Source organism: Pseudonocardia sp. UM4_GMWB1, from assembly GCF_017312155.1.
Lineage (GTDB): Bacteria > Actinomycetota > Actinomycetes > Mycobacteriales > Pseudonocardiaceae > Pseudonocardia > Pseudonocardia alni.
This window is the reverse complement of the sequence record NZ_QJPN01000001.1, coordinates 3,268,878-3,287,312: the sequence shown is the minus strand read 5'-3', so window position 1 is coordinate 3,287,312 and position 18,435 is coordinate 3,268,878. Positions and strand designations below refer to the sequence as shown.

Genomic DNA, 18,435 nt, shown 5'->3' with positions numbered 1-18,435 from the left:
ACGACCGGCCCCCTGCGCGAGAGTGCATTGCACGAGACTAACCGTCCGCGCCCCCGGTCGGGGTGCACCGCGGCCCGGCGGGATGATCGTGGCGTGACCGATCCCGCACGTGAGCGCATCACCGTCTTCGACGCCGGGGGCGCGCCCACCGGCGTCGCCGAGCGCGGCGAGGTCTACGCGCGCTCGCTGTGGCACGCCACGACGGCGGTCCTGCTCCGCTCCGCCGACGGCACGCGGGTCTACGTGCACCGTCGTACCGACACCAAGCTGGTCATGGCCGGGATGTGGGACTGCCTCGCCGGCGGGGTCCTCGACGAGGGCGAGACCCCCGACGCGTGCGCCGCCCGCGAGCTCGGCGAGGAGCTCGGCGTCACCGGCGTGCCGCTGGAGAAGCTGGCCGTGGTCGCCTTCGACGCCGCCGCGCTGGGTGTCGACACCGGGCCCGGCACCGGCCCGGACGGTCTGCGGGCCCACGTGCACGTCTACCGCGCCTTCTCCGACGGCCCGGTGACCCACCAGCCCTCTGAGGTGGCCGAGGGCGGCTGGTGGACCCTCGACGAGCTGGCGGCCCGGATCGGCGCGCCGGACCGGGCCTGGGTCCCCGACGGCCTGTACGTCACCCGCCTGCTGCTGGCCGACCTCGTCCGTTAGGGTCCTCGGGCCAGCGCGTTTACCAGTGGGTAACATACGTCACCCACATCGGTACCTGAATCGGTCACTACCCGGCGGGTCGCGCGACGCCACCCGGGGAAGGGCCCAGCGTGGGGCCTTCCCCGACGCCCACCACGCCCACCACGCGACAGTTCCAGGAGTCACCCATGGTCAGCATCTCGGTCTCGGCCCGTTCCCTCGCCGCCGCCAGGCTGATCGATCCCGACGTCAACACCGCCGCCGTGCAGGCCGCGGTGGAGGCGGCACTGGCCGCCGAGCGCCACGAGCAGCGCGCCGCGGGCTCCACCACGCGTCGCGAGCACACCGCCCGCCGCGAGCCGGACTCCCGCCACTCCTGACCCTCCCCGCCCCGCCGGCGGCTTCCCGTGGGCCCGGCGGCGGGGCCGGACAGCGCGACGGCCCGCACCCCGAGCGGGATGCGGGCCGTCGCGGCCGTGATCAGAAGTTGATCATGTGGCCGGCCAGGCCGTGGATCGCCTCCTGCAGGCACTCCGACAGGGTCGGGTGCGCGTGCACGTTGCGCGCCATCTCGTGGACGGTCAGGTCCCACTTCTGGGCCAGGGTCAGCTCGGGCAGCAGCTCGGTCGCCTCGGCGCCGATGATGTGCCCACCCAGCAGCTCGCCGTAGGTGTCGTCGGCGATCAGCTTGACGAAGCCGGCGGGCTCGGCCATGCCGTGCGCCTTGCCGTTCGCGGTGAACGGGAAGGTCGCGGTGTTGACCTTCCAGCCCTTCTCGTCGGCCAGCTCGCGGGCCTCGGTCTCGGTGTAGCCGAACGACGCGACCTGCGGGTTGCAGAAGGTCGCGCGCGGCATCATCTTGTAGTTCAGCTCCTGGGTCTCGGCGCCCGCCAGGGTCTCGGCGGCGACGATGCCCTGCGCCTCGGCGACGTGGGCGAGCATGAGCTTCGCGGTGACGTCACCGATGGCGTAGACGTGCTCCACACTGGTGCGCATGTAGTCGTCGATCTCGATGGCGCCGCGCTCGGTGAGGTTCACGCCGAGCTTGTCGAGGCCGTACCCGTCGACCCGCGGGGCGAAGCCGATCGCCTGCACGACCTTGTCCGCGCGCAGGTCCTCGCTGCCCTTGGACGAGGAGACCGAGACGGTGACACCCTTGCCGTCGTCGGTGATGGACTCGACCTTCGTGGAGGTCCGCACCGTCACGCCGAGCTTCTTGTAGGCCTTGAGCAGCTCCTTGGACACGTCCGCGTCCTCGAGCGGGAGCAGCCGGTCCAGGTACTCGACGATGGTGACGTCGACGCCGTAGTTGGCCAGCACGAACGCGAACTCGACGCCGATCGCACCGGCACCGGCGATGATCACGCTCTCCGGCAGCTCGCGGGTGAGGATCTGCTCCTCGTAGGTCACGACGCGGTCGGACAGCTCGGTGCCCGGCAGCAGCTTGACGGTGGAGCCCGCAGCGATGATCACGTCGTCGTAGGTGACGGTCTCGTTGCCGCCCTTCGACAGCTCGACCTCGATCTCGCCGGGCTTGGTGAACCGGCCGAACCCGTCGAGCTCGGTGATCTTGTTCTTCTTCATCAGGAAGTGCACGCCCTTGACGCGCCCGTCCGCGACCGAACGGCTGCGGTCGAAGGCGGCGCCGAAGTCGAGCGACACCTCACCGGACAGACCGAAGGTCTTCTGCTCCTTGGTGACGATGTGCGCGATCTCGGCGTTGCGCAGCAGCGCCTTGGAGGGGATGCAGCCCACGTTGAGACAGACACCGCCCCAGTACTTCTCCTCGATCACCGCCACACTGCGGCCGAGCTGGGCAGCACGGATGGCCGCCACGTATCCACCGGGTCCGGCTCCGAGTACGACGACGTCGAAATGAGGCATGTGCCCAGCCTAGGACGCCTGGGCCGGGTCCGGGCCGTCCGGTCCCGAGTCCCGGGTCACGGGCCACTCCCCGCCACCGGACAGGTGCGCGACGACCGCCTCGCACGCCTCGCGCAGCCCGGCCTGCTGGGCCGGGGTCAGCCCGTCGAACACCGCCTCGCGGACGCTCTCGACGTGGTCCGGGGCCGCACCGGCCAGCACCTCGAAGCCGCGGTCGGTCAGCCGGGCCAGCTGACCGCGCCGGTCGGTGGGACAGGACCGCCGCTCGATCCAGCCCGCCTCCTCCATCCGGGCCACCGCGTGCGACACCCGGCTGCGCGAGGACAGCGCGGAGTCCGCGAGGACGCTCATCCGCAGCGTGCGGTCCGGCGCCTCGGAGAGCCGGACCAGGATCTCGTAGTACGCCTGGGGCATCCCCGCCCCGGCCTGCAGGCGTCGCTCCACCTTCTCCGAGACCAGCCGCTGCGCGGCCAGGAAGGCGCGCCAGGTGCGCTGCTCCTCGTCGTCCAGCCAGCGTGTGTGACTCATAGCACCCTCCGAAACATTGGGGCGTGGCATTCGTTGAACCTAGTATCGCTCTCAACAAGTGAGAGTTCAACTATCCCGAGGAGTCACCACCATGACCGCTGCCACCACCATCCCCGGCTACGTCGTCGGCACCTGGGACATCGACCCGGTGCACTCCGACGTGGCGTTCGTCGTCCGTCACATGATGGTCAGCAAGGTCCGTGGCCGCTTCGAGAAGGTCTCCGGCGAGCTCGTGACCGCGGAGCGGCTCGAGGACTCCACAGTCACCGCCACCATCGACGCCTCCTCGATCACCACCGGCAACGACCAGCGCGACGGCCACATCCGCTCCGCCGACTTCTTCGAGGTCGAGAAGTACCCGGAGTGGACCTTCCGGTCCACCGGGATCGCCGCGAAGGGTGAGGACTACGTGCTCACCGGCGACCTGACCCTCAAGGGCGTCACCAAGCCCGTCGAGCTGGACCTCGAGCTGAACGGCTTCGGCCCCGACGCCTGGGGCGGCACCCGCGCCGGGTTCACCGCGAAGACCACCGTCAAGCGGTCGGAGTTCGGTGTCGACATCGAGCTGCCGATGGACGGCGGCGGCGTCGTCGTCAGCGAGAAGGTCGGCGTCGAGCTGGAGATCCAGGCGGTCCTGCGCGCCTCCTGACCCCGCGCCCGCAGCCACGGCCCCGGACCGGCGACGCCGGCACCGGGGCCGTGCCGCGTCCGTAGGCTGGTGCCGTGCGCAGCTACTCCGAGACGGCCCCCGCCGGACCGCTGCGCGCGGTCGTCGAGGTGACCTGGCGGGCGCACGCCGGTACCGCGCCGCACACCCAGCGGGTGCTCCCCGACGGCTGCATGGACCTGCTCCTGTCCGGGGACCGGCTGGTCGTCGCGGGCCCCGACACCACGGCACACCTCGCCGCCTCGCCCGCGGGCGGCGTGACCACCGGTCTGCGCTTCCGGCCCGGCGCCCTCCCGGCCCTGCTCGGCGTCCCGGCCGACGAGCTGCGCGACCGCCGGGTCCCGCTCGCCGACGTGCTCGACCCCGGCCGGCGTCGGCTGCTCCGGCCCACCCCCGCCGGCGACGACGGCGACGGCGCGTGGCTCGCCCGGCTGGCCCTCGCCCTGCACGCGGCGGCCGTGGACGACCGGACGCCGACCCGACTCCCCCACCCCGCGCTGCGCGCCCTGGCAGGGGGCATGTCCGCCGCGGAGCTGGCCGACCGGCTCGGCGTCACCGGACGCACCCTGCACCGCCGCTGCGTCGCCACCCTCGGGTACGGACCGGCCGTCGCACGGCGGGTGCTGCGCTTCCGGGCCGCGGCCGCGCTGCTGTACGACGGCGTCTCCCCCGCCGCGGTCGCCGCCCGCACCGGCTACGCCGACCAGCCCCACCTGTCCCGCGAGGTCCGCGCACTCGCCGGCGTGTCGCCGGCGTCCCTCGCACCTCGCACGGCTTCCCCCGACGTCGCAGCCACTGCGGGGTAGGCGACGTCGGGGGAACGTGTGCGAGGTCAGGTCCAGGCGAACAGGTCCAGCGATGAGCCGTCGGGGTCGGCGACGGTGGCGTAGCGCTGCCCCCACGGCGCGTCGAACGGGTCCAGCACCGAGGTGTGACCGGCCGCGGTGACCCGGCGCCAGGCGTCGTCGACGGCCGCGGCGGTCGGCAGCCGGAACGCCAGCCCGACCCGGCCGTGGCCGTCCGGGGTGACACCCGGGTGGAAGCCCTCCACCATCGACTGCAGGTCCAGGGCCAGGCGCACGCCGCCGCGCAGCGTGGTCTCCACGTGCGCCTCGGTCTCGGAGCCCTCGGGGAACTCCAGCCCCAGCAGGCGATAGAAGGCCAGCGAGCGGGTCATGTCGGTGACCACGATGCCGATCATGTCGAGCTCGGCGCCGATCGAGGTGTCCATGCCCACCACGCTAGGCCGCGGGCAGCCCGGCGTCGTGAACGGATCGGACTCCGGTCAGCGCTTGCCGCGGAAGCGACGCAGCATGTCCTGCGCCCGCCGGCGGTTGCGCGGATCGCTCGCCATCCGCTTGGCCTGGTCGCTGTAGCGACGCCCCTGCGGGCTCTTCAGGAATGCGCTGATGCGCCCGATGATGCCGGCCATGAGGACCTCCGTGGTGGCGGGCCGCGACACGGACGTGCACGGCTCCGTGCACAGGATGCCCGTTTCGTCCGGACATCATTCCACCGGGTGACGATCCCCGGACACACGACGGGCCCCGCCGCAGGATGCGGCGGGGCCCGTGCGTGCGGAGCCTGCCTACAGGTACTGGCCGGTGTTCGACGCGGTGTCGATCGCGCGGCCGGTGGCGTCGTTCTTGCCGGTGACCAGGGTGCGGATGTAGACGATCCGCTCCCCCTTCTTCCCCGAGATCCGCGCCCAGTCGTCGGGGTTGGTCGTGTTCGGGAGATCCTCGTTCTCGGCGAACTCGTCGACGATCGCGTCCAGCAGATGCTGGACCCGCAGCCCCGGCTGGCCGGACTCGAGCACCGCCTTGATCGCGGACTTCTTCCCGCGGTCGACGATGTTCTGGATCATCGCACCGGAGTTGAAGTCCTTGAAGTAGAGCGTCTCCTTGTCGCCGTTGGCGTAGGTGACCTCCAGGAACCGGTTCTCCTCGGACTCGTCGTACATCCGCTCGGTGACCCGCTGGATCATCCCGTCCACGCAGGCCTTGCGGCTGCCGCCGAACTCGGCGACGTCGTCGGCGTGGATGGGCAGCGTCTCGGTCAGGTACTTCGAGAAGATGTCCTTCGCGCCCTCGGCGTCCGGACGCTCGATCTTGATCTTCACGTCGAGCCGTCCCGGCCGCAGGATCGCCGGGTCGATCATGTCCTCACGGTTCGAGGCACCGATGACGATGACGTTCTCCAGGCCCTCGACGCCGTCGATCTCGGCGAGGAGCTGGGGGACGATCGTCGTCTCCACGTCGGAGGACACACCCGAGCCACGGGTCCGGAAGATCGAGTCCATCTCGTCGAAGAACACGATCACCGGGGTGCCGGCGCTCGCCTTCTCCCGCGCGCGCTGGAAGATCAGCCGGATGTGCCGCTCGGTCTCGCCGACGAACTTGTTGAGCAGCTCGGGGCCCTTGATGTTGAGGAAGAACGCGCGCCCCTCGTCCGGGTCGTCGCCCCGCTGCTTGGCGATCTTCTTCGCCAGCGAGTTCGCGACGGCCTTCGCGATGAGCGTCTTCCCGCAGCCGGGCGGCCCGTAGAGCAGCACGCCCTTGGGCGGACGCAGCTCGTACTGGGTGAACAGCTCGGTGTGCAGGAACGGCAGCTCGACCGCGTCCTGGATCTGCTCGATCTGCCGGGACAGGCCGCCGATGTCGGAGTAGGCGATGTCCGGGACCTCCTCGAGCACGAGGTCCTCGACCTCGGCCTTGGCGACCCGTTCGTAGGCGTAGCCCGCCCGCGAGTCGACCATGACCGAGTCGCCGGACTTGAGCGGGCTGGTGCCCTCCTCCTGTCCGAGCTCGAACAGCGGCGCCGCCAGCCAGACGACGCGCTCCTCGTCGGAGTGGCCGACGACCAGGCCGCGACCGGCCGAGCCGTCCTCACCCGGACGGGAGATGATCTCCCGCAGCGAGTAGAGGTCACCGACCTGCTCGAAGCCCATGGCCTCGACCACGGTGAGCGCCTCGTTGAGCCGGACGGACTGACCGCTGCGCAGCGTCTCGCCCTCGACCGCCGGGGACACGGGGACCCGCATCCGGCGGCCGGAGGTGAAGACGTCGACCGTGTCGTCGTCGTACCGGCCCAGGAACACCCCGTAGCCGGACGGCGGCTGCGCGAGCCGGTCGACCTCCTCGCGGAGTGCGACCAGCTGGCCGCGGGCCTCCTTGAGGGTCTCGGTCAGCTTCTCGTTCCGAGCGTTGAGCGCGGAGAGCCGGCTCGTGGTCTCGGCGAGCCGCTGTTCCAGCACTCGGGCGTGCCGGGGCGTCTCGGTCAGCCGTTGACGTAGCGAGGAGATCTCGTGCTCGAGGTGACGGATGTGCTCGGCGGCCTCAGCGGGGCTGAGGTCGCGGTCAGACTGGAAACCCTGGTTGCCGGGACCGTCGTCGTAGGGGTGGTTCACGGCAGCCTCCCTCCGTGTTCCGTCTCACCACGGTACCCGTGACGGGTGACCGCGACGGTGCGTCGAACCGGTGATCCGGGCCTCAGCCGGTCGGCACCATGTGGTCACTCTGCGGCTTCACGGGCGTCACCGCCACGTCCACACGGAGGGTAGTTCGTAACGTTCTCGTTCCGCGGTCCGGCGCGTCGCGGTGGCGATCCGGTCGAAACCGGACAGAACGCCCGGATCAGCGGCCGGTCGGCCGTCGCTGCTGCCGGGGCGGCGTGACGCCGTCGGCGAGCCGCCGGGTGGTCAGCAGGAAGGCCGTATGGGCGATCATCCGATGCTCCGGACGGACGGCCAGACCCACCACGTGCCAGGGGCGGACCATCGCCTCCCAGGACTCGGGCTCGGTCCAGCACTGCATCTCCCGCAGCGCCTCGGTGAGCACCGACAGCTGGGTGGTGGTCGCGACGTAGCCGACGAGGATCCCGCCCGGCACCAGGCAGTCGCGGACGGTGTCGAGCACGTCCCACGGCGAGAGCATGTCCAGCACGACCCGGTCGACCTCGCCGCGGTGCTGCCTGACGTCACCGACGGTCAGCTCCCAGTGCGGGGGCCGGTGGCCGAAGAAGGTCTCGACGTTGGTGACCGCGTGCGGGGCGTGGTCGTCGCGGACCTCGTAGGAGACCACCTTGCCGGTCGGCCCGACGGCCTGCAGCAGCGAGCAGGTCAGCGCGCCGGACCCGGCGCCGGCCTCCAGTACCCGCGCGCCGGGGAACACGTCGCCCCACATGAGGATCTGCGCGGAGTCCTTGGGGTAGATCACCTGGGCGCCGCGGGGCATCGACAGCACGTAGTCGGCCAGGCGGGGACGCATGGTCAGGTACGGCGTGTTCGCCGCGGAGTGCACGAGCCCGCCCTCGGGCGAGCCGATGATGTCGTCGTGGTCGATCTGGCCGCGGTGGGTGTGGTACGCCCCGCCGGCCTGGAGTACGACGGTGTAGCGGCGCCCCTTGGGGTCGGTGAGCTGCACCCGGTCGCCCTCGCGGAACGGCCCGCCGCGGCGCGGGGGCACCCAGGTGGCCGGCTCGGTCCCGGCGGTCCCCGTAGGGGCGGATCCGGTCTCGGCGGTCCCGCTGTCGGGCGTGCCACTGTCGGCCGTCCCGGTGTCGGTGGACCCGGTGTCGGCAGGCTCGGCGGCGGCGGGCACGGTGTCAGGGATCTCCGGGTCGACGGGCTCCCCGTCGACGAGGTCCGCGTCGACGGGCTCCTCGGCGTGCGGGCTGTCGAGGGGCGCGGACTCGGTCGGCGCGTCGGGCGTCGGGGCGTCGTGCACGGGCGACGACGCTATCCGCGCGCGCCCCCGGCCCCGACGCCGGGGCACGTGGGCTCCCCGGGGCGCCCGGAACCGTCGGGGGTCGCGGCTAGCCTGCCGCCATGACCGCCGCCCCCGCCGACGAGCCCGGCCCGGCCGCACCGGGCCCCACGGTCATCCCCGTACCCGTCGCGGCACCCCGGCGTCCCCCCGCCCTGTCCCCGTCGCGTGCGGCGGACTTCCGCCGCTGCCCACTGCTCTACCGGTTCCGTGCCGTCGACCGGCTCCCGGAGCCGCCGTCGCAGGCGCAGGTCCGCGGGACACTGGTGCACGCGGTGCTGGAGCGGCTGTTCGCCCGGGACCCGGCCGACCGGACCCCGCAGGCCGCGCGGGAGCTGCTCGGCCCCTGCTGGGACGACCTCGCGGCCGCGGAGCCCGCCGCGGCGGCGCTGTTCAGCGGCCCGGAGGACCCGCAGCTCGCGCTCTGGCTGGACTCGGCCTCCGCGCTGCTCGACCGCTACTTCGCCCTGGAGGACCCGGCCGGCGTCTCCGCGACGGCGGTGGAGACCCGCATCGAGGCGGCCCTGCCCGGCGCCGGCGACGCGGCGCCGGTGCCGCTTCGCGGCATCCTGGACCGGCTCGACGACGGTCCCGACGGGCTGCGGGTGGTCGACTACAAGACCGGCGCGACGCCCGGCGAGGGCTACGAGTCCGGCGTGCTGTTCCAGCTCAAGTTCTACGCACTGGCCGTCCTGCTGACCCACGGCCGCGTCCCCGACGAGCTGCGCCTGCTCTACCTGGCCGACGGCACCGCCCTGACCTACCGGCCCGACGCCGAGGAGCTCACCCGCTTCGGGCGCCTGCTCGAGGCGGTGTGGACCGCCATCCGGCTCGCCGCCCCCACCGGGGACTTCCGGCCCCGCACCGGCCCGGCCTGCCGCACCTGCGACCACAAGGCCCACTGCCCCGCGTGGGGCGGTACTCCCCCGCCGTATCCCGGCTGGCCGGGCGGCGCGGCATGATCGACGGGTGAGCGCACCGCCCCCTATCCCGCCCGGCCCGTTCTACCTGCCCCGCGGCGAGCAGACCGCCGACGGCGTCACCCACGCCGCCTTCGAGGCGACGCCGTCGACGACCGGCCCCTGGTTCGCCGACGCCCAGCACATGGGCCCGCCCTCGGCGCTGCTGGTCCGCGCCCTCGAACGGCTGCCCGAGTCCCGCCCCGGCGGCGCCGAGGCGGGGTGGCGGATCGCCCGCGTCACCGTCGAGGTGCTCGGGGCGGTGCCCGCCGGGCCGGTCACGGTCACCGCGGGCGTCGAGCGGCCCGGGCGGACGATCGAGCTGCTGTCGGCGACGATGCGCGCCGGTGACCGGGACGTGCTCCGGGCCCGGGCCTGGCGGCTCGCCTCGTCCGACACCGCCGTCGTCGCGCAGGGGCAGGCAGCCGCGCTGCCCGGGCGGGACGCCGCCGTCGTGCGCACCGAGCGGCCGGACGGCTGGCTGCCCGGGTTCCTCGACGCGATCGAGTGGGCCTGGCTCGACGGGGGCAGCCTCGGCGACGAGGGCCCGGGGCGCGGCTGGATCCGGATGCGGGTCCCGCTCGTCGAGGGTGAGGATCCGAGCCCGGCGCAGCGACTGATGGTCGCCGCGGACTGTGCGAACGGGCTCGCCGCACCGCTGGACGTGACGCGCTGGTTGTTCGTCAACACCGAGCTGACGGTGCACCTGCACCGGGCCCCGGCCGGCGGGTGGATCGGCGTCGACGCCGCGACCGTCGTCGGGCCGGACGGGCTGGGCACCTGCTCGGCCACCCTGTTCGACGACGACGGGCACACCGGCCGGATCGCCCAGGCCCTGACCGTCCGGGCCCGCTAGCCGTACGGCCGCCGGCACCGCCCCGGCCGCACGACGGCGGCCCGCCACCGGAGTCACCGGGGCGGGCCGCCGTGGGGGGAACGGACGTCGGACGGGGGGGCTCAGTGGCCGTGGCCGTTGACCGTCATCGCGCGGCAGGACCGGATCTCCGACGTGAGGATCGCGGTGGCGCCGATGTCGGCGAGCTTGTCCATCACGCGGTTCGTGTCCTTGGTGCGCACCATCGTGCGGACCGCGACCCAGCCCTTCTTCGACAGCGGCGAGACCGTCGGCGCCTGCAGGCCCGGTGCGACCTTCTCCACGGCCTCCAGCAGCCCCTCCGGGCAGTCGAAGTCCATCATCAGGTACTCGCGGGCCACGACGACGCCCTGCAGCCGGTCGGCGAAGACCTTCTTCAGGCGGGTGGTCTCGGCGTCCTCGGCGCGGTCGTGCCGCTTCTCCCGCTCGATGAGCGTGGCCTGCGAGGTGGCGATGGCCTCGCCGATGATCTGCAGACCGTGCTGGCGCAACGTGCGCCCGGAGGACACGACGTCGGCGATCGCGTCGGCCAGACCCAGCTGGATGGAGATCTCCACCGCGCCGTCGAGCTTCACGATCTCCGCGCCGATCCGCTTGCCGGAGAGGTACGAGCGGACCAGACGGGGGTAGGACGTCGCGATCTTGCGGCCGTCGAGGTCCTCGATCTTCCAGTCGGCGTCGGCCGGGGCCGCGAAGTGGAACCGCGACTTGCCGAAGCCGAGCGGGATGATCTCCTGGGTCTGGCTGCCCGACTCCTCCATGAGGTCGAAGCCGGTGACGCCCAGATGCAGGTCACCCTTGCCGACGTAGGTCGCGATGTCCTTCGGCCGCAGGTAGAAGAACTCGATCTCGTTCTCGTCGTCGACCACGCTGAGGTCGCGCGAGTCGGTCCGCTGGCGGTACCCCGCCTCGCGCATCATCGTCGCGGCGGGCTCGGCCAGGGTGCCCTTGTTCGGCAGTGCCACGCGGAGCATTTCCGCTCTCCTGACGGTCGTCGTCGGTGGTGGTGTCGGTGGGTCGGGTCGACCTACAGATGCTTGTACACGTCCTCGAGGGTGAGCCCCCGCTGGAGCATGATCACCTGCAGCCGGTACAGCAGCTGCGAGATCTCCTCGGCCAGCTCGTCGTCGCCCTGGTACTCGGCGGCGATCCAGACCTCACCGGCCTCCTCGAGCACCTTCTTGCCCTGGGCGTGCACCCCGGCGTCCAGCGCGGCGACGGTCCCCGAACCGGCCGGCCGCTCCTGGGCCTTGGCCTGCAGCTCGGCGAACAAGTCGTCGAATGTCTTCACGGGTACCAGTGTGAACGGTGACCCACGCCGCACGCCGGGCGCATCCGGGGCGGTAAGCCGTGTGGGCAACGGACCGCGCCGGATGGTTCACCCGGAGTGAGCAAGACCAGGTCGGGGTGCCGCTCGTCGCCGCGAACGGCCCGCTCACACCGGCCCTTGGGCCGTTCAGCGGGCCCGGACCTCCGCGAGGACCGCCCCGAGCTCGGCCGGCCCGATCCCGGCGAGGGTCTCGCGCAGCACCCGGCGCGGACCGGCGGGCACCTCGAGCTCACAGGGCACCACCAGCACCGCGCAGCCGGCCCGCTCGGCCGACAGCGCACCCGTCGGCGAGTCCTCCACCGCGACGCAGTCGCGCGGTTCGACCCCGAGCAGCTCGGCGCCGCGCCGATAGGGCTCGGGCTGCGGCTTGGGCTCGCGCACCTCGTCGCCGGGCACGACGGCGGCGAAGTGCTCCCGGCCCAGGGTCCCCAGCGCCCGCTCCACCAGCACCCGGATGGTGTTGGTGACGAGCGCGGTCGGGATGCCCGCCTCGCGCAGGGCGCCGAGCAGCTCCCGGGCACCGGGCCGCCACGGCACGCCGTGGGAGAACAGCTCCCCGGCGCGGTCGTAGAGCCACTCGCCGGTCTCGCGGTACTCGTCGGCGGGGATCGTGCCGGGGTCGCGCCCGGCCTCCCGGAAGCAGATCCGCAGCGACGAGTCGAGCGAGCCGCCGACGGACTCCAGCCGGGCCTCGAGGCTCAGCTCCGGGGCGCCGAGGTGCTTCATGAGGTCGTTGAGGGCGACCTCCCACACCTTCTCCGAGTCGATCAGCGTGCCGTCCATGTCCAGCAGCACGCCCGCGGGCCGGGTCGTCGTCGGCTCAGGCATCGGGGGTGTACCCCAGGTTCGGGCGCAGCCACTTCTCGACGACGGCGACGTCCACGCCGAGCCGGCCGGCGTAGTCGGCGACCTGGTCGGACCCGATCCGGCCGACGGTGAAGTACCGCGACTCCGGGTGGGCGAACATCATGCCGCTGACCGCGGCCGCCGGGGTCATGGCGAAGGACTCGGTGAGCCCCACGCCGGTCTCCTCGGCGCCCAGCAGGTCGAACAGCGGCCGCTTGAGCGTGTGGTCCGGGCAGGCCGGGTAGCCGAACGCGGGACGGAGGCCCCGGAACCGCTCGGCGTGCAGGTCCTCGACGGCCTGGTTCGCGTCGGGCTCGAACCACTCGCGGCGGGCCTGCCGGTGGGCGTACTCGGCGAAGGCCTCGGCGAGCCGGTCGGCCAGCGCCTTCACCATGATCGCCTTGTAGTCGTCGAGCGCGGTCTCGAACTCGGCGGCCATGTCCTCGGCGCCGTGGATGGACACCGCGAACGCGCCGAGGTGGTCCCCGTCGGGCGCCACGTAGTCGGCGAGGCTGCGGTTGGCCCGCCCCTTCGGCTTGACGGTCTGCTGGCGCAGCATCGGCAGCCGCACGTCACCGCCGTCGGGGGAGATCACGATGTCCTCGCCCTCGGCGCGGGCCGGCCAGAAGCCGTAGACGCCGCGGGCGGTGAACCGGTCCTCGGCGATGATCTGGTCGAGCAGCGCGTTGGCGTCGTCGTAGAGCTCCTTGGCGACGGGCGAGTTCAGGATCTGCGGGAACTTGCCCTTCAGCTCCCAGGCCAGGAACAGGAACTGCCAGTCGATCAGCTCGCGGAGTTCGGCGATCGTGGGCTCGCACGGGCGGACCCCGGTGAACTCGGGGACGGGCAGCTCACCGAAGTCGATGCTCTCGCGGTTGGCGACGGCGTCGGCGAAGGGCAGCAGCGGCTTGGCCTGCCGGCCCTCGTGCTGCTCGCGCAGCCGCTGCTGGTCGGCGTCGTTGCGCCGGGACAGGACCTCGGCGCGGTCGTCGTCGAGCAGGTCCGACACGACCCCGACGACCCGGGAGGCGTCCAGGACGTGCAGGACGTCGCCCTGGTACTGCTGGGCGATCTTCACCGCGGTGTGCTGGCGGGAGGTCGTGGCCCCGCCGATGAGCAGCGGCAGCTTCAGGCCGCGCCGCTCCATCTCGGTGGCCACGCTCACCATCTCGTCGAGCGAGGGGGTGATCAGGCCGGACAACCCGACGACGTCGGCGCCCTCGGCGACGGCGGTGTCGAGGATGGTCTGCGCGGGCACCATCACGCCGAGGTCGATGACCTCGTAGCTGTTGCAGCCCAGCACGACCCCGACGATGTTCTTGCCGATGTCGTGCACGTCGCCCTTGACCGTGGCCATGACGACCTTGCCGTGCCCGCGGGCGTCGATCTCGCCGCGGGCCTTGGCCTCCTCCTTCTCCTTCTCCATGAAGGGCTCGAGGTAGGCGACGGCGCGCTTCATGACGCGGGCGGACTTCACGACCTGGGGCAGGAACATCTTGCCGTCGCCGAACAGGTCGCCGACGACCTTCATGCCGTCCATCAGCGGGCCCTCGATGACGTCGAGCGGCCGCGTGGCCTGCGCGCGGGCCTCCTCGGTGTCGGCCTCGACGAAGTCGACGATGCCGTGCACGAGCGCGTGCGACAGGCGGGCGCGGACGTCGGCCTCCCGCCAGGACAGGTCGACCTTGCGCTGGGTGCCCTCGCCCTTGAACCGGTCGGCGTTCTCCACGAGCCGGTCGGTGGCGTCGGGGCGGCGGTTGAACAGGACGTCCTCGACCATCTCGAGCAGGTCGGCCGGGATGTCCTGGTAGACCGCGAGCTGGCCGGCGTTGACGATCCCCATGTCCAGGCCGGCCTTGATGGCGTGGAACAGGAAGGCCGAGTCCATGGCCTCGCGGACGACGTTGTTGCCGCGGAAGGCGAAGGACAGGTTCGAGACACCACCGGAGATGTGGGCGCCGGGGCAGCGCTCCTTGATCCGCGGGCAGGCCTCGATGAAGTCCTTCGCGTAGTCGTTGTGCTCCTCCATGCCGGTGGCGATGGCGAGGATGTTCGGGTCGAAGATGATGTCGTGCGGGTCGAGCCCGGCCTTCTCGACGAGCAGGTCGTAGGCGCGGCCGCAGATCTCGACCTTGCGGTCGGCGGTGTCGGCCTGGCCGGTCTCGTCGAAGGCCATGACCACCACGCCCGCGCCGTAGGCCTTGACCTTGCGGGCCTGCTCCAGGAAGGGCTCCTCGCCCTCCTTGAGGCTGATCGAGTTGACGACGCCCTTGCCCTGCACGCACTGCAGGCCCGCCTCGATCACCGACCACCGCGAGCTGTCGATCATGATCGGCAGTCGGGCGACCTCGGGCTCGGTGGCCAGCAGGTTGAGGAAGGTGCGCATCTCGTCGGCGGACTCGAGCAGGTCGGCGTCCATGTTGACGTCGAGCATGTTCGCGCCGCCGCGGACCATGTCCAGCGCGACGTCGAGCGCGCCGTTGTAGTCCTTCGACTCGATGAGCCTGCGGAACCGCTTGGAGCCGGTGACGTTGGTCCGCTCACCGATCATCACGAACCCGGTGTCGGGGCCGATCTCGAAGCGCTCCAGGCCGGAGAAGCGGGTGCGCTGCGGGGCCTCGGTCGGCACCCGCGGCGGCAGCCCCTTGACCCGGTCGGCGATGTGGCGGATGTGCTCCGGCCCGGTGCCGCAGCAGCCGCCGACGATGTTCACCAGCCCGGACTCGGCGAACTCCTTGAGGAAGTCCGCGGTCTGCTCGGGGGTCTCGTCGTAGCCGCCGAAGGCGTTCGGCAGGCCCGCGTTGGGGTAGGTCGCGACGAACGCGTCGCTGATCTCGGCGAGCGCGACGGCGTGCGGGCGCATCTCGTCGGCGCCCAGCGCGCAGTTCAGCCCGACGACGAGCGGCGCGGCGTGGCGCACGGAGGTCCAGAACGCGTCGACGGTCTGCCCGGACAGGGTGCGCCCGGAGCGGTCGACGATGGTCACCGAGATCCACACCGGAAGGTGCGGGGCGACGTCGTGCGCGGCCTGCAACGCGGCTTTCGAGTTCAACGTGTCGAAGATGGTCTCGATCAGCAGGACGTCGACGCCGCCGGAGTCCAGCGCGGCGATCTGCTGGGCGTAGGAGTCGTAGACCTGCTCGTAGGACACCGCACGGTAGGCGGGGTCGTCGACCTTCGGCGACAGCGACAGCGTGACGTTCAGCGGACCGATGGAGCCGGCCACCCACTTGGGCTCGCCGGTGGCCTTCTCGGCCTCGTCGGCGGCCTCGCGGGCCAGCCGCGCCGCGGCCACGTTCATCTCGTCGACCTTCGACTCCAGGCCGTAGTCCGCCTGGCCGATCGTGGTCGCGGTGAAGGTGTTGGTCGTCGTCAGGTCGGCGCCCGCGTCGAAGTAGTTGCGGTGCGCCTGGAGGATCAGGTCCGGACGGGTGAGGTTGAGCAGGTCCGGGTCGCCGTTGGTGTCCTTGGGGTGGCCGTGCAGCCAGTCCGCGGAGTAGTCCTCCGGGGTCAGGCCGAGGCCCTGGATGACGGTGCCCCACGCCCCGTCGATGACGCCGATGCGCCGACCCAGCAGCTCCGTCAGCTGCTCGGTCCGCCGGGCCGCTCGATCGACCCGTTCGGGGTCGATCGGGCGGGTCGTGCTGTGGTCGTCCGAAGAGATGCCCACCGAGTGATCCGCTCCCGTCGTAGCTGACACGATCAACCACGGTACCTGGTGACGGGGAGGGAACCCGGCCGTGCGCCCGCGGGGTCGTAGGCTGGGGCGATGACCGACCGAGAGCCGAGCACCACGGGCGGCGACAGCACTCCGCACCTGGTCGACCCGGTCCTCATCGCGGCGTTCGAGGGCTGGAACGACGCCGGTGAGGCCGCGAGCACCGCGCTGGAGCACCTCGAGCTCAGCTGGGACGCGAAGCCTCTGACCTCGATCGATCCCGAGGAATACTACGACTTCCAGGTCACGCGCCCGCACGTCAAGCTCTCCGACGGCGTCACCCGGCGGATCGAGTGGCAGACCACGCGGCTGTCGTGGGCGACGCTGCCGGGCACCGACCGGCATGTCGTCCTGGTGAACGGGATCGAGCCGAACCTGCGCTGGAAGACGTTCTGCGCGGAACTGGTGGGCCACGCGGAGCGTCTCGGCGTGACGAAGGTCATCACATTGGGAGCCCTGCTCACCGAGGTCCCGCACACCCGACCGACGCCGGTGAACGGCACCTCCTGGGACGCGGAGTCGCAGAAGGCGATGGGCACCGAGCCGTCGAACTACGAGGGCCCGACCGGGATCGTCGCGGTCTTCCAGCAGGCCTGCGTGCAGGCCGGCATCCCGGCCGTCTCCTACTGGGCCGAGGTGCCGCACTACGTCTCGCAGGCCCAGGTCCCGAAGGCCGCGGTCGCGCTGCTGCACCGGATCGAGGAGTCCCTCGACGTCGAGGTGCCGCTCGGCGTCCTGCCGGAGAAGGCCGAGGAGTGGGAGCGGACCGTGTCGGAGATGGCCGACGCCGACGACGAGGTCCGCGAGTACGTGCGCCAGCTGGAGGAGCAGGCCTCGGAGTCCGACGACGAGGAGGCCCGCACCGAGCTGCGCGAGACCTCCGGGGACTCCATCGCGGCGGACTTCGAGCGCTACCTGCGCCGCCGCGGCCCCAACTCCTGACGGGCCGCGGCTCGTGGTGGCGCTGCGCCGGGCGGCGCTGTACCTGGGCGCCTTCCTCGGGCCCTTCGGCGGTGGCCTGACCGCGGCGATGCTGCCGGAGCTGGGCGCCGACTTCGGCGTCCCGACGGCGACGGCGTCGGTGTCGATCACCGCGTACCTGCTGCCGTTCGCCGGGGTCATGCTCGTCTCGGGCACCCTCGGAGACCGCTGGGGACGGGGACGCACCGTCGTCGCCGGGTACGCGCTCTACGTCGTCGCCTCGCTGGCCTGCGTGCTGGCGGTGTCCTGGCCGGTCTTCCTGGCCGGGCGGGCGCTGCAGGGTGTCGCGAACGCGTTCACCACCCCGGTTCTGCTGGCGGCGCTGGCCGCCGCGGTGGAGCCGGACCGGCTCGGCCGGGCGCTGGGCTGGTTCGGGTCGCTGCAGGCGGCCGGGCAGACCTCGGCGCCGCTGGTGGGCGGGCTGGGCGCCGAGGTGGACTGGCGGCTGGCGTTCGGCGGAGCCGCCGCCGTGGCTCTGCTGCTCGCCGTCGTGGGCATCCCGTCCGGCGAGTCCCGGGGGCACGCCGGGGAACGCCCCCGGCTGCGGTCGGCCTGGACCGGGCCGGTGCTGCGGCTGGGGCTCGTCGCCGGGCTGGGCTGGGGCTGTCTCGCCGGGCTCAACTTCCTGCTCGCGCTGCGGCTGGAGGAGTTCTTCGGGCTCGGTGCCGGGCCGCGTGGGCTGGTGCTGACCGCGCTCGGCATCGCCGGGATCCTCACCGCTCGGCTGATCGGTGGCGCGGTGGACCGGGTCGGGCCGCGGCGCTGCGTCCTGACCGGCGCGATCGGCGGCGGGGTGCTGGTCGCCCTGATCGGCGCCGTGCCGGTGCTGGGCGTCGTCGTGGCGCTCTGGGCACTGGGCGGGATCTGCAGCCAGCTGATCCTCGTCGGGGTGAACGCCCTGGTCCTGGGGTCGGGCAGACCGAACAGCGGCGGCGCGGTGTCGGTGGTGCAGGCGGTGCGCTTCGCCGGGACCGCGGCGTCGCCGGTGGTGGTCACGCCCGTCTACCACGCAGATCCGCTGGCGGGATTCCTCGTGCCGGCGGCGCTGCTCGCCGCGGGGGTGCCGACGGTGCTCACCGGGGTCCGCACCCGGCGCCGCCCGGACGGATCCGGGCCCCCGGAACCGTCCTGACCCGGCCCGGGACGCAGCGATCGTCCCGACGGGCCCGGACGGACCGACCCTCCCGGCCGGGACCCGGATGTGGCGCACCGGGTCGACGCCGCGGGCCGGGCACGCGCGGCGGGTCTCGGC

At 72.5% G+C, this 18,435-nt stretch carries 18 protein-coding genes; 8 read left to right on the top strand and 10 right to left on the bottom strand.

From position 1 onward, the window contains the following. Window positions 1–93 precede the first annotated feature (93 nt). Together DMP15_RS15715 and DMP15_RS15710 are read left to right on the top strand one after the other, a co-directional pair. Window positions 94–651, top strand: a complete 558-nt coding sequence (locus DMP15_RS15715; protein ID WP_073574825.1) for an NUDIX hydrolase — start codon at window positions 94–96, stop codon at window positions 649–651. Window positions 652–818: 167 nt separating this feature from the next. Beyond that, a complete protein-coding gene (locus tag DMP15_RS15710) occupies window positions 819–1,010 on the top strand; it encodes a hypothetical protein (protein WP_073574824.1) in 192 nt (63 codons plus the stop codon). 100 nt (window positions 1,011–1,110) lie between these two features. On the opposite strand, the gene lpdA is transcribed toward DMP15_RS15710, so the two are convergent. Both lpdA and DMP15_RS15700 read right to left on the bottom strand, forming a co-directional pair. Beyond that, window positions 1,111–2,514 carry a dihydrolipoyl dehydrogenase gene (gene lpdA / locus DMP15_RS15705; protein ID WP_073574823.1) on the bottom strand — a complete coding sequence of 468 codons (1,404 nt, stop codon included), beginning with the start codon at window positions 2,512–2,514 and terminating at the stop codon, window positions 1,111–1,113. A 9-nt stretch (window positions 2,515–2,523) separates the two neighbouring features. Next, entirely contained in the window at window positions 2,524–3,042 is a 519-nt protein-coding gene (locus tag DMP15_RS15700) for a MarR family winged helix-turn-helix transcriptional regulator (protein WP_062395129.1), read from the bottom strand. A 91-nt stretch (window positions 3,043–3,133) separates the two neighbouring features. Between DMP15_RS15700 and DMP15_RS15695 the strand changes: the two genes are divergently transcribed. Both DMP15_RS15695 and DMP15_RS15690 read left to right on the top strand, forming a co-directional pair. Next, window positions 3,134–3,691 (top strand): YceI family protein, encoded by a 558-nt coding sequence (locus DMP15_RS15695; RefSeq protein ID WP_062395132.1) that lies wholly within the window; start codon window positions 3,134–3,136, stop codon window positions 3,689–3,691. A 74-nt stretch (window positions 3,692–3,765) separates the two neighbouring features. Further along, complete coding sequence (locus tag DMP15_RS15690; RefSeq protein WP_217266867.1) at window positions 3,766–4,515, top strand: helix-turn-helix domain-containing protein; 750 nt, start codon at window positions 3,766–3,768, stop codon at window positions 4,513–4,515. A gap of 26 nt (window positions 4,516–4,541) precedes the next feature. Here the strand turns inward: DMP15_RS15690 and DMP15_RS15685 are convergent, their stop codons facing one another. The 4 genes from DMP15_RS15685 to DMP15_RS15670 form a co-directional block, all read right to left on the bottom strand. Continuing rightward, window positions 4,542–4,940 carry a VOC family protein gene (locus DMP15_RS15685; protein ID WP_073574822.1) on the bottom strand — a complete coding sequence of 133 codons (399 nt, stop codon included), beginning with the start codon at window positions 4,938–4,940 and terminating at the stop codon, window positions 4,542–4,544. A 54-nt stretch (window positions 4,941–4,994) separates the two neighbouring features. After that, window positions 4,995–5,141 carry a hypothetical protein gene (locus DMP15_RS15680; RefSeq protein ID WP_167379050.1) on the bottom strand — a complete coding sequence of 49 codons (147 nt, stop codon included), beginning with the start codon at window positions 5,139–5,141 and terminating at the stop codon, window positions 4,995–4,997. Window positions 5,142–5,297: 156 nt separating this feature from the next. Then, window positions 5,298–7,118: a proteasome ATPase gene (gene arc, locus DMP15_RS15675; protein WP_073574821.1), complete on the bottom strand. Its 1,821-nt coding sequence runs from the start codon at window positions 7,116–7,118 to the stop codon at window positions 5,298–5,300. Window positions 7,119–7,344: 226 nt separating this feature from the next. After that, on the bottom strand, window positions 7,345–8,175 hold the full coding sequence (locus DMP15_RS15670; RefSeq protein ID WP_337826700.1) for a tRNA (adenine-N1)-methyltransferase: 831 nt from the start codon (window positions 8,173–8,175) through the stop codon (window positions 7,345–7,347). A gap of 362 nt (window positions 8,176–8,537) precedes the next feature. Between DMP15_RS15670 and DMP15_RS15665 the strand changes: the two genes are divergently transcribed. Together DMP15_RS15665 and DMP15_RS15660 are read left to right on the top strand one after the other, a co-directional pair. Further along, window positions 8,538–9,437, top strand: coding sequence for a RecB family exonuclease (locus DMP15_RS15665; RefSeq protein ID WP_337826082.1), 900 nt, complete (start codon window positions 8,538–8,540; stop codon window positions 9,435–9,437). A gap of 7 nt (window positions 9,438–9,444) precedes the next feature. Then, window positions 9,445–10,290 carry a thioesterase family protein gene (locus DMP15_RS15660; protein ID WP_337826081.1) on the top strand — a complete coding sequence of 282 codons (846 nt, stop codon included), beginning with the start codon at window positions 9,445–9,447 and terminating at the stop codon, window positions 10,288–10,290. A 101-nt stretch (window positions 10,291–10,391) separates the two neighbouring features. Here the strand turns inward: DMP15_RS15660 and hisG are convergent, their stop codons facing one another. The 4 genes from hisG to metH form a co-directional block, all read right to left on the bottom strand. After that, window positions 10,392–11,282, bottom strand: a complete 891-nt coding sequence (gene hisG, locus DMP15_RS15655) for an ATP phosphoribosyltransferase (RefSeq protein WP_100877718.1) — start codon at window positions 11,280–11,282, stop codon at window positions 10,392–10,394. A 53-nt stretch (window positions 11,283–11,335) separates the two neighbouring features. Further along, window positions 11,336–11,599: a phosphoribosyl-ATP diphosphatase gene (locus tag DMP15_RS15650; RefSeq protein ID WP_062395155.1), complete on the bottom strand. Its 264-nt coding sequence runs from the start codon at window positions 11,597–11,599 to the stop codon at window positions 11,336–11,338. Window positions 11,600–11,764: 165 nt separating this feature from the next. Further along, window positions 11,765–12,466, bottom strand: a complete 702-nt coding sequence (locus DMP15_RS15645; protein WP_073574819.1) for an HAD family hydrolase — start codon at window positions 12,464–12,466, stop codon at window positions 11,765–11,767. Next, entirely contained in the window at window positions 12,459–16,115 is a 3,657-nt protein-coding gene (gene metH / locus DMP15_RS15640; RefSeq protein WP_337826699.1) for a methionine synthase, read from the bottom strand. Before metH ends, DMP15_RS15645 begins: the two co-directional genes overlap by 8 nt. Window positions 16,116–16,253: 138 nt before the next feature. Between metH and DMP15_RS15635 the strand changes: the two genes are divergently transcribed. Together DMP15_RS15635 and DMP15_RS15630 are read left to right on the top strand one after the other, a co-directional pair. Beyond that, on the top strand, window positions 16,254–17,144 hold the full coding sequence (locus DMP15_RS15635; protein WP_062395159.1) for a PAC2 family protein: 891 nt from the start codon (window positions 16,254–16,256) through the stop codon (window positions 17,142–17,144). Window positions 17,145–17,157: 13 nt separating this feature from the next. Continuing rightward, window positions 17,158–18,315, top strand: coding sequence for an MFS transporter (locus tag DMP15_RS15630; RefSeq protein ID WP_073574818.1), 1,158 nt, complete (start codon window positions 17,158–17,160; stop codon window positions 18,313–18,315). Window positions 18,316–18,435: the final 120 nt, after the last annotated feature.

Bases quoted from the DNA above. Each gene is read 5' to 3' on its own strand.
- DMP15_RS15665 (WP_337826082.1), top strand. From the start codon at position 8,538: ATGACCGCCGCCCCCGCCGACGAGCCCGGCCCGGCCGCACCGGGCCCC.
- hisG (WP_100877718.1), bottom strand. From the start codon at position 11,282: ATGCTCCGCGTGGCACTGCCGAACAAGGGCACCCTGGCCGAGCCCGCC.
- DMP15_RS15645 (WP_073574819.1), bottom strand. From the start codon at position 12,466: ATGCCTGAGCCGACGACGACCCGGCCCGCGGGCGTGCTGCTGGACATG.
- DMP15_RS15710 (WP_073574824.1), top strand. From the start codon at position 819: ATGGTCAGCATCTCGGTCTCGGCCCGTTCCCTCGCCGCCGCCAGGCTG.
- DMP15_RS15685 (WP_073574822.1), bottom strand. From the start codon at position 4,940: ATGGACACCTCGATCGGCGCCGAGCTCGACATGATCGGCATCGTGGTC.
- DMP15_RS15680 (WP_167379050.1), bottom strand. From the start codon at position 5,141: ATGGCCGGCATCATCGGGCGCATCAGCGCATTCCTGAAGAGCCCGCAG.
- DMP15_RS15695 (WP_062395132.1), top strand. From the start codon at position 3,134: ATGACCGCTGCCACCACCATCCCCGGCTACGTCGTCGGCACCTGGGAC.
- lpdA (WP_073574823.1), bottom strand. From the start codon at position 2,514: ATGCCTCATTTCGACGTCGTCGTACTCGGAGCCGGACCCGGTGGATAC.
- DMP15_RS15700 (WP_062395129.1), bottom strand. From the start codon at position 3,042: ATGAGTCACACACGCTGGCTGGACGACGAGGAGCAGCGCACCTGGCGC.
- DMP15_RS15635 (WP_062395159.1), top strand. From the start codon at position 16,254: ATGACCGACCGAGAGCCGAGCACCACGGGCGGCGACAGCACTCCGCAC.